Origin of the sequence: Mycobacterium sp. E1715 (assembly GCF_001667625.1) — a bacterium.
Lineage (GTDB): Bacteria > Actinomycetota > Actinomycetes > Mycobacteriales > Mycobacteriaceae > Mycobacterium.
This window is the reverse complement of record NZ_LZJJ01000260.1, coordinates 1-9272: the sequence shown is the minus strand read 5'-3', so window position 1 is coordinate 9272 and position 9272 is coordinate 1. Positions and strand designations below refer to the sequence as shown.

General features: G+C 69.7%; 10 protein-coding genes. 4 read left to right on the top strand and 6 right to left on the bottom strand.

The features are described 5' to 3' along the window. Together A9X03_RS13670 and A9X03_RS13665 are read right to left on the bottom strand one after the other, a co-directional pair. The coding region (locus tag A9X03_RS13670) for a DUF3000 family protein (RefSeq protein ID WP_156670129.1) at nucleotides 1–324 on the bottom strand (324 nt) is incomplete at its 3' end. Between the two features lie 76 nt (nucleotides 325–400). Then, nucleotides 401–1222 (bottom strand): enoyl-CoA hydratase/isomerase family protein, encoded by an 822-nt coding sequence (locus A9X03_RS13665; protein WP_067756038.1) that lies wholly within the window; start codon nucleotides 1220–1222, stop codon nucleotides 401–403. 58 nt (nucleotides 1223–1280) lie between these two features. On the opposite strand from A9X03_RS13665, the gene hemE reads away from it, so the two are divergent. The 4 genes from hemE to A9X03_RS13645 are packed head-to-tail and all read left to right on the top strand — an operon-like array spanning nucleotide 1281 to nucleotide 5132. Beyond that, complete coding sequence (gene hemE / locus A9X03_RS13660; RefSeq protein WP_067756041.1) at nucleotides 1281–2330, top strand: uroporphyrinogen decarboxylase; 1050 nt, start codon at nucleotides 1281–1283, stop codon at nucleotides 2328–2330. Beyond that, nucleotides 2327–3682 (top strand): protoporphyrinogen oxidase, encoded by a 1356-nt coding sequence (locus tag A9X03_RS13655; protein WP_067756044.1) that lies wholly within the window; start codon nucleotides 2327–2329, stop codon nucleotides 3680–3682. The genes hemE and A9X03_RS13655 overlap by 4 nt, the downstream gene beginning before the upstream one ends. Before the next feature lie 5 nt (nucleotides 3683–3687). Continuing rightward, the gene (gene hemQ, locus A9X03_RS13650; protein WP_067756046.1) at nucleotides 3688–4383 is read left to right on the top strand and encodes a hydrogen peroxide-dependent heme synthase; all 696 of its coding nucleotides are present in this window, start codon (nucleotides 3688–3690) and stop codon (nucleotides 4381–4383) included. Then, nucleotides 4380–5132 (top strand): class I SAM-dependent methyltransferase, encoded by a 753-nt coding sequence (locus A9X03_RS13645; protein WP_067756051.1) that lies wholly within the window; start codon nucleotides 4380–4382, stop codon nucleotides 5130–5132. Before hemQ ends, A9X03_RS13645 begins: the two co-directional genes overlap by 4 nt. Nucleotides 5133–5246: 114 nt before the next feature. Here the strand turns inward: A9X03_RS13645 and A9X03_RS13640 are convergent, their stop codons facing one another. From A9X03_RS13640 to A9X03_RS13625, 4 genes are all read right to left on the bottom strand, one after another. Further along, nucleotides 5247–6095, bottom strand: a complete 849-nt coding sequence (locus A9X03_RS13640; protein ID WP_068019286.1) for an endonuclease domain-containing protein — start codon at nucleotides 6093–6095, stop codon at nucleotides 5247–5249. Between the two features lie 172 nt (nucleotides 6096–6267). Next, nucleotides 6268–6678 (bottom strand): peptide-methionine (R)-S-oxide reductase MsrB, encoded by a 411-nt coding sequence (msrB, locus tag A9X03_RS13635; protein ID WP_068261518.1) that lies wholly within the window; start codon nucleotides 6676–6678, stop codon nucleotides 6268–6270. Beyond that, nucleotides 6675–7979, bottom strand: coding sequence for an arabinofuranan 3-O-arabinosyltransferase (gene aftC, locus A9X03_RS13630; RefSeq protein ID WP_068261515.1), 1305 nt, complete (start codon nucleotides 7977–7979; stop codon nucleotides 6675–6677). The genes msrB and aftC overlap by 4 nt, the downstream gene beginning before the upstream one ends. A gap of 4 nt (nucleotides 7980–7983) precedes the next feature. Then, on the bottom strand, nucleotides 7984–9272 hold a 1289-nt coding region (locus A9X03_RS13625), incomplete at its 5' end, for an alpha/beta hydrolase (protein ID WP_156746553.1).

Sequence of the window (9272 nt, the reverse complement as noted above, 5' to 3'; positions counted from 1 at the left end):
GATGGTGCCGTCCCACGCGTCGGCGCCTTCCGGGTCGTACAGCAGGATGAGTCGGCCGAAGGCGTCGCCGTCGGACCGCTCCGGGATGATCTCGCGGTCGGGATGTTTGACCTCGGCCCCCAGCGCGTAGCTGTAGGGCGCCAGGCGTTGGGGCGGGCGGATCGGGCCCAGCTCGATTTCCGACCGCACGGTGACGCCGTTCATCGCCGCTACCGCCTCGCGGAATGGCTCCGGTTCAGCTGAGGTCACTTGGCGCCGCTCCTGTTCATCCCGGTCGCTCTTCGTCGTCGCGGCACGGGTCACAGGGTCCGACGGTAGACCCATCGGCCGACAGGCGAAACCAGGCGCGCCGACCGCGACCAAGCCGTTACCAGACCTCATCCGGGCGTATCGAGCCAGCTCAGGAGGCGTTTCCGCCGGTAAATCGGGCCGGCCGCTTCTCGCGATGCGCGGCCAGACCCTCCTGCACGTCGGGGCCGCTGAAGCTGAGGAACTCGAGGCCGAGCGAGGTCTCGAAGGCGGGCGCGAACATGCGGTACCAGTAGTTGAGGCTGTGCTTGGTCCAGCGGATGGCGTTCTGCGCGCCCCGCGCCAGGTCCTCGGCGATCCGCGTCGCCGTCGAGAGCACGTCGTCGTCGTCGACGCAGGTGGACACCAGGCCGATCCGCTCGGCCTCTTCGCCGAGCAGGGTTTCGCAGGTCAGCAGGTAGTACTTGGCCTTGGCCATGCCGACCAGCAGCGGCCAGCAGATCGCGGCGTGGTCGCCGGCGGCCACGCCCAGCTTGGTGTGCCCGTCGATCAGCTTCGCCGTGCGACCGGCCACCGAGACGTCGGCGAGCAGGGCCACCACCAGGCCCGCCCCGACGGCCGGTCCGCGGATCGCCGAGACGACCGGCTTGTCGAAGTTGACCATGTTGAGCACGAGGTCGCGGGCCTCCCGCATGATGCGGATCCGGTCCTCGTACTCGCCGATGGTTTCGGCGATCAGGTCGAAGCTGCCGCCGGACGAGAAGGCCTTGCCTTCGCCGCGGACCAGCACGACGCGCACGTCGGGGTCGCGGGCGATCGCCGGCCAGATGTCGGCGAGGTCGCGGTGCATCTGCGGGCCGACCGAGTTGAGGCCGGGGGCGTCGAGAACCAGCGTCAGGATGCCGTTGTCGCCCACTTCGCAGCGCAGGCTGGGGAACTCGCCGTAATTCACCGGAGGCTGGCTGACTGGCACGGTCGTTGATAGTACGCAGCGCGGGGACGGGGCCGCCGCCGTGGCAGCATTGAGGACGATGAGTACCCGTCGCGACCTCCCCGAGTCGCCGTATCTGGCCGCCGTCACCGGCGGCAAACCCGGCCGGCCCCCGGTGTGGTTCATGCGACAGGCCGGCCGTTCGCTGCCCGAATACCGGGCGCTGCGGGCCCAGACCGACATGCTGTCGGCCTGTTTCGACGCCGAGCTGGTCTGCGAGATCACCCTGCAGCCGGTGCGGCGCCACGACGTCGACGCGGCCATATTGTTCTCCGACATCGTGGTGCCGCTGCTCGGCGCGGGCGTCGACCTGGACATCGTCGCGGGTGTCGGGCCGGTGATCGCGTCTCCGGTGCGCACCGCCGCCGACGTCGATGCGATGAAACCCCTTGACCGCCAACGGATTCAGCCGGTCTCCGATGCGGTCACGCTGCTGGTGGCCGCGCTCGGCGCGGTCCCGCTGATCGGCTTCGCGGGGGCGCCGTTCACCCTGGCGTCCTACCTGATCGAGGGCGGACCGAGCCGCCACCACGCCCGCACCAAGGCGATGATGCTGGCCGAACCGGACAGTTGGCACGCGCTGATGGAGAAGCTGACCGACATCACCGTCGGTTTCCTGCGGGTGCAGCTGGAGGCCGGGGTGGACGCCATTCAGGTGTTCGACTCGTGGGCGGGCGCCTTGTCACTCGCCGACTACCGCACCTACGTGCAACCGCACAGCGCCCGGGTTTTCGGCGCCCTCGCCGAATACGGCGTGCCGATGACGCACTTCGGGGTCGGCACCGCCGAACTGCTGGGCGCCATGTCGACGGTCGGCGCGACGGTCGTGGGCGTGGACTGGCGCACCTCGCTGACCGACGCGGCCGGCCGGGTCGCGCCCGGAACGGCGCTGCAGGGCAACCTCGATCCGGTGGTGCTGATGGCCGGGTGGCCGGCCGTGGAACGCGCCGCTCGCGCCGTCGTCGAGGACGGCCGCCAAGCCGTCGACGCGGGCGCGACCGGTCACGTCTTCAACCTTGGCCACGGCGTGCTGCCGGACACCGACCCCGGTGTGCTGACCGACCTGGTGTCGCTGGTCCACTCCCTATGACTTCTCCGTCGTATTGCGTTGTCGGGGGCGGGATTTCGGGGCTGACGGCGGCCTACCGGCTGCGCGCCGCGGTGGGCGACGACGCTGACATCACCCTGTTCGATCCCGCCGACCGGCTGGGTGGCATCTTGCGCACCGAGCGTGTCGGCGGGCAGACCATGGACGTGGGCGCTGAGGCGTTCATCCTGCGCAGGCCCGAGATGCCGGCGCTGCTGGCCGAGCTCGGCCTGTCGGACCGCCAACTGGTGTCCACCGGCGCGCGCCCATTGATCTACAGCCAGCGCAACCTGCATCCGCTGCCCACCGGCACGGTCATCGGGATTCCGTCGTCGGCCGCCTCGGTGGCGGGATTGGTCGACGCGGCGACCGTCGCGCGCATCGAGGACGAACCCGGCCGGCCTCTCGCTTGGCGGCCCGGCAGCGACCCCGCGACGGCCGAACTGGTCGGGGAGCGGTTCGGCGAGCAGGTCGTGACCCGGTCGGTGGATCCCCTGCTGAGCGGGGTGTATGCGGGGTCGGCGGCCACCATCGGTCTGCGCGCGGCGGCCCCCGGCGTCGCGGCGGCCCTGGACCGCGGCGCCTCCAGCCTGACGGACGCGGTGCGGCAGTCGCTGCCGCCGGCGACCGGCGCTCCGGTATTCGGTGCGCTCGACGGCGGCTACCAGGTGCTGCTCGACGCGCTCGTCGCGCGCGCCCGGCCGCACTGGGTGCGGGCCGGGGTGCAGCGGCTGGCCCGCGCCGAGGCCGGCTGGTCGCTGCTGGACGACACCGGTGCGCGCTGGTACGCCGACGCGGTGATCCTGGCCGTCCCGGCCCACCGCGCGGCACGCCTGCTCGCCGAGATCGCCCCGGGCAGCGCCGCCGCCGCAGGCCGGATCACCAACGCGTCGTCGGTGGTGGTCGCGCTCGCCGTGCCGGGCGGCACGCCGTTCCCGGACTGCTCCGGTGTGCTGGTCGCGACGGGGGAGCGGTTGCGGGGCAAGGCGATCACGCTCTCGTCGCGCAAATGGGGCGCCCGCGGGGACGCCCAGCTGCTGCGGCTGTCGTTCGGCCGCTGCGGCGACGACGTGGCCACCAGCGTTTCCGACGACGAGCTGCTGGGCTGGGCGGTGAGCGACCTGGTCGACGTTTTCGGGCTGGCCGTCGACCCCCTCGACGCTCGCGTGCAGCGCTGGATCGACGCCATGCCCCAGTATGGGCCGGGCCACGCGGAGCTGGTCGCCGAGATTCGGGCAGGTCTGCCGCCGACGCTCGCCGTGGCCGGCAGCTACCTCGACGGCATCGGGGTGCCGGCGTGCGTCGGGGCGGCCGGGCGCGCGGTCGAGGCCCTCGATCTGAAAGTGGCACGATAGGTTCCATGGCCAAGCTCGACTACGACACCCTCAACGCCACGATCCGGTACCTGATGTTCTCCGTCTTCTCGGTGCGGCCGGGCGAGCTCGGGGAACAGCGCGACGCCGTGATCGATGACGCGTCGCGGTTTTTCAAGCAGCAGGAGGAGCGCGGCGTCGTGGTGCGCGGCCTCTACGACGTGGCGGGCCTGCGGGCCGACGCCGACTTCATGATCTGGACGCACGCCGAAAACATCGAAGCGCTGCAGGCCACCTACGCCGACTTCCGGCGCACCACCACCCTCGGACGGGCTTGCACACCGGTGTGGAGCAGCGTGGCGCTGCACCGGCCCGCCGAGTTCAACAAGAGCCACATCCCGGCGTTCCTGGCGGGCGAGGAGCCCGGCAACTACATCTGCGTGTATCCGTTCGTCCGGTCCTACGAGTGGTATCTGCTGCCCGACGAGGAACGGCGCCGCATGCTCGCCGAACACGGCATGGCCGCCCGCGAGTACAAGGACGTGCGCGCCAACACGGTGCCGGCGTTCGCGCTCGGCGACTACGAATGGCTGCTGGCCTTCGAGGCGCCCGAACTGCACCGCATCGTTGACCTGATGCGCGAGCTGCGCGCGACCGACGCGCGGCGGCATACCCGCGAGGAGACACCGTTTTTCACCGGTCCGCGGGTGTCGGTCGAGCAGTTGGTGAACGCGCTGCCATGACGACCGCTTTCGACCCCAACGATCCCACCCGCTTCGAGCAGATGTACCGCGATGAGCGGACGTCGCACGGCCTGCCCACCGCAACGCCGTGGGACATCGGCGGACCCCAGCCGGTGGTCCAGCAGCTGGTCGCGCTCGGTGCGATCAAGGGCGAGGTGCTCGACCCGGGCACCGGGCCGGGCCATCACGCGATCTACTACGCCTCGAAGGGCTACGCGGCGACCGGCATCGACGGGGCGGCCGGAGCCATCGAGCGCGCGCGGCAGAACGCCGAAAAGGCCGGGGTGTCGGTCAATTTCGAGCTGGCCGACGCCACCAAGCTGGACGGGTTCGACGGCCGGTTCGACACGGTCGTCGACTGCGCCTTCTACCACACGTTCAGCACCGAGTCCGAGCTTCGGCAGTCCTACGTGCGTGCGCTGCACCGCGCGACCAAACCGGGCGCGCGGCTGTACATGTTCGAGTTCGGACAACACAACATCAACGGCTTCAAGATGCTGCGGTCGTTGTCCGAGAACGATTTTCGCGACGTGCTTCCCGCGGGCGGCTGGGAGATCACGTATCTCGGCACCACCACCTATCAGGTCAACATCAGCGTCGAGTCCATCGAGCTGATGGCCGCGCGCAATCCCGACATGGCCGATCAGGCCCGGGAGTTGCTCGAGCGCTTCCGCGTGGTCGAGCCCTGGCTCGAGGGCGCACGCGCGCACGCCCCGTTCTGGGAAGTGCACGCCACCCGGGTGGACTGAGTTCGTCTCACTTGGCGGCCTGCCTCGAGCGAGGCGGCCCGCGTTCGCGCCAGGCTCGCTCCTTCCACGAGACTTAAACCGTGGCGGGACTTTACAGCGTGTCGTGTGCGTGGTTTAAGTGTCGCGGCATCCACGACGGGCGAGGGCGGCCCGCACGCGGTGTACCACGTCGTCGGGCTTGTCCTCGGCGATCACCCGGATCACAACCCAGCCAAGCTCGGCAAGCTTGCGGAGCCGATCCTGGTCCCGCACATACTGGCTGCGGTTGGTGCGATGGTGGTCGCCGTCGTACTCGACGGCCACCTTGTATTCCTCCCAACCCATGTCGAGGACGGCAACGAGTCGCCAGTTCACCTGCACCGGTATCTGCGTCGTGGGAGCGGGAAGCCCGGCGTCGATCAGCAGCAACCGCAGCCACGTTTCCTTCGGGGATGCCGCGCCCGGGTCGACCAGCGGAAGCGCTGTGCGCAGCGTCCGCAGTCCGCGGGCCCCTGCGTGACGCTTGGCGAGCAGCATGACCTCCTCGCTCGAGAACGGGGTCGCGCGCATCAGCGCATCGAGTCGCGCTACCGCCTCGCCGCTGGGCGGCCGCCTGGCCAAATCGAACGCCGTCCTCGCGAGAGAGGTCACCCGCAGCCCGTTGACACGGGTGACCTCGTCGGGTCCGACTCGCTGGTTGCGGGCGATCACGCCCGTCGGTGGATGCGGATTTCGCCAAATCAGCTCGATCGGCTCGTCGTCGTCGATCCACCGCGAACCATGTAGGGCGGCCGCGGCAAGTCCGGCGAGCACGCCGCGGCGGTCCGACCACAACCACGCCCCAACGGAACGCGTCCGGAGCGACGGCGTGGCGTGGGCCGGCAGATAGACGTCGGGATATATCGCGCGAAACTGAGCTCGCAGCTGGTGCCGGCTCAGGGCTCCCCGCCGCAATGCCTCGCTGCCGACAAACACGTCGTCCACACCGGGAAAGACGTCACGACGCTCCCGCAGGCTCCGCGAGACTTAAACGATGGCGGAGCCTTGCGGCGTGTCGTCTGCGTGGTTTAAGTGTCGCGGCAGCCGACACCAGGCAGCCGGCGGCCGACGCGTCGCGACGCGGCGGCCGACGCGCGGCGGCGGCGCCCGAAAGGGATTACGTCCCCGCGGGCACCAGGCGCAGCGAGATGGAGTTGATGCAGTAGCGCTGATCGGTCGGCGTCGGGTAGCCCTCGCCGGTGAACACGTGGCCCAGGTGGCTGTGGCAGTTCGCGCACAGCACCTCGGTGCGCGTGGTCCCCATCGAGTGGTCGGGCCGCAGGATCACCGCGTCGGAGTCGGCCGGGTCGAAGAACGACGGCCAGCCGCAGTGCGACTCGAATTTCTCTGTGCTGCGGAACAATTCGGCGCCACACGCCCGGCACTGGTAAATGCCTTCGGTTTTGGTGTCGGTGTACTCACCGGTGAACGGCCGCTCGGTGCCGGCGCGGCGCAGCACCTCGAACTCCTGCGGGTTGAGCTTTCGGCGCCACTCGTCGTCGGACAGCTGCACCTTCGGACTGGTCATGCGTCCACGTTAGCCTCGTCACGCCCAACCGGCACCCACGCCGGATCGATGCCGTCGTCCAGCCGGTCCTCGGCCTTCGCATCGAGGTAACGGAACAGGAGCACCGTGAACACCACGATCAGCAGCAGCGACCAGCCGTAGGTGATCTTGAGGTAGTGCAGCGCGCGGCCGTACCTCATGTACCGGTAGATCAACCAGTCGTCGAGCGTGAGAAATCCATAGATCCCCAGCCACGCCGGCCAGTTGCGGATCAGGGAACTCCGCAGCACGACCGTCATCAGGAACGGGAACAGCATCATCGAGTAGTAACCCTGGGCCAGCGGCAACACCAGCCACGACCACAGCAGCAGCACGCCCGACGAGTTGGTGAACCAGAACAGCGGATCGCGGGTGCGGTAATAGCGATAGAGCAGCCACAGCGCGCCGATCGCGAGCACCGTGAACAGAAGCCGCAGGACGACGATCAGCCAGGTGGGCAGGCCGAAGTACACGCCGTTGCCCTCGATCGAGCTGTTGAAGTAGTCCCGGACGCCGCCGATGTAGGGCAGCGTGCGCGTGACGAAGTCCATCGGATCGCTGACCAGCGGCCAGGCGGCCGCGTTGATGGCGATCGGGACCAGGAACGCGGGCACCAGCGTCCGCCACTGGCGGTTCAGCAGCGGCAGCAGAAGTAACGGCCCCAGCACCGGTTTGAGCGTGAGCGTCAACCCGATCACGAGCCCGGCCCACCACTGGTGCCGCACCTTCCCGTCCAGCAGCCAGCGCAAGAACAGCACCTCGGCCAGCAACACGCAGCCGTTGATGTTGGTGAACACCAGCGTGCTGGTGACGCTTTCCGTGCAGAACATGGCCAGCAGCAGGGCGGGCGCGGCCACCGAGGACAGCGTGAAGTTGAACAACCGCAGCAGCAGGTACCAGGCGATCAGGATGGCCACGGTGTTGATCAGGATGAACAGGTACCGCGACGGCGTGAAGGACAGGTAGCCGAACGGTGCCATCAGCAGGGTGCCGCCGGGCGGATACAGGTAGTGCGGGTCGACGTAGTCGAAGTGCTCGTTGTAGATGTCCCAGCCGCGCCGGAAGTTCAGCACCGCCCGGTACACCGGCTTGAAGTCGTCGGTGATGTTGCCGTTGAGCGTCAGGATGATGCTTCGGTGCAGCACCGACATGATGGCCACCGGCCATAACGCGGACCGCAGTATCGCCGCGGTGCTCGGCGCGCCGCTACCGGGACGAAAGGCGGCGAGGGTCCGATCGCGCAGGCCGGTTCGGGTCGAGTCAGCTGCCGTCACGAAGCGCAAAGTATCAGGCGGGACAGTACGTGTCGGTCCCGGGCAGCTTGCCGCTGTTGACGTAGCCGATCAGCGGGGAAACCGCGCACGGCGAGTAGATGCTGGCGCCGTGGCCGATGCCCTGCCACATCACCCGCTTGCTGGCCGCGTTGGCGTTGATGACGGTCGCCGCCGTCGCCGCGACGCCTTCGGTCCCGACGATCGGGTCGTTCTGCACGCCGAGCAGCAGGACGTCGACCTTCAACGATTTCGGCGGCGCCGGGGGCGAACCGGTGGGCCAGTGCACGCATTTGACCAAGTTGAGCGCCGCGACGGTGCCGAATTGCGGGTACAGCTTGGCCCACGCCACCACCAGTTCGCGCACCCGGTCCGGGGTGGGGCGGTTGACGGCGTCGCTGCAGGTGTTGACGAACTGGCCGTCGGAGTCCTCGGTGGCGTTGGCGTGGTTGATCAGGTTGGTCAGCTGGTTGGTGTCGCCGGAGCGGGCGGCCGCCAGGGCGTTGGCCAGGTTGGTGGTGGCGTTGACGCGGCCGCCGGCGGGAAAGCCCAGCGCGACGGTGATGGCGTTGGCCACCTCGGCGACGGACGCTCCGCCGGGGCCCTTGCCGGCGCGGGCGTCGGCCAGCAAGGCGCCGACGGCGCCCTTGGGGTCGGCGCCCAGCGCGCAGTTCACCGCGATGCACTGGGCGGCGAACGCGTCGAGCGCGGCCTGCTGGCCCTTGACCTGTTGCTCGGCGGCGGCTTCGGCGTTGACGCCCAACGCGACTGGCGAGTCGAGGATCAGCCGGGCGACCTTGTCGGGGCGCGTCGCGGCGTAGGCCAGCGCCACCTGGGCGCCGTTGCCGATCCCGACCAGCGCGACCGCGGGCACGTCCCACAGCGTGCGCAGCCGCTCGATGTCCGAGGCGGCGTGGGCGTTGTCGTAGGCGCCGGCGCCCGGCGCGATGGCGTCGGTGCAGTTGGTGGTGGCGGTGTTCGCGACGTCCGAGAGGTTGGCGACGGGATCGTCGCCGGTCTGGAACTGCGCCTGGTCGCGCATGATCTGGCGGTCGGACGAGTCGCGGCAGTCGATCGGGTTCGACATGCCCATGCCGCGCCGGTCGACGGCCACGATCGGGTGCGTCTGCAGCACGTCGGCGCCGCCCCGCGACAGCCAGACCGGCAGCTGTGCCGACGACGGCAGGTCCGAGCCGGTGGTGAAGACGAGCGGGCCCGCGTCGCGGGGGGTCTGGCTGGAGCGGGCGCGCACCACGCCGACGCTCACGGTGCCGGTCCCGCCGCCGTTCGGGTCCAGGTCCGCGT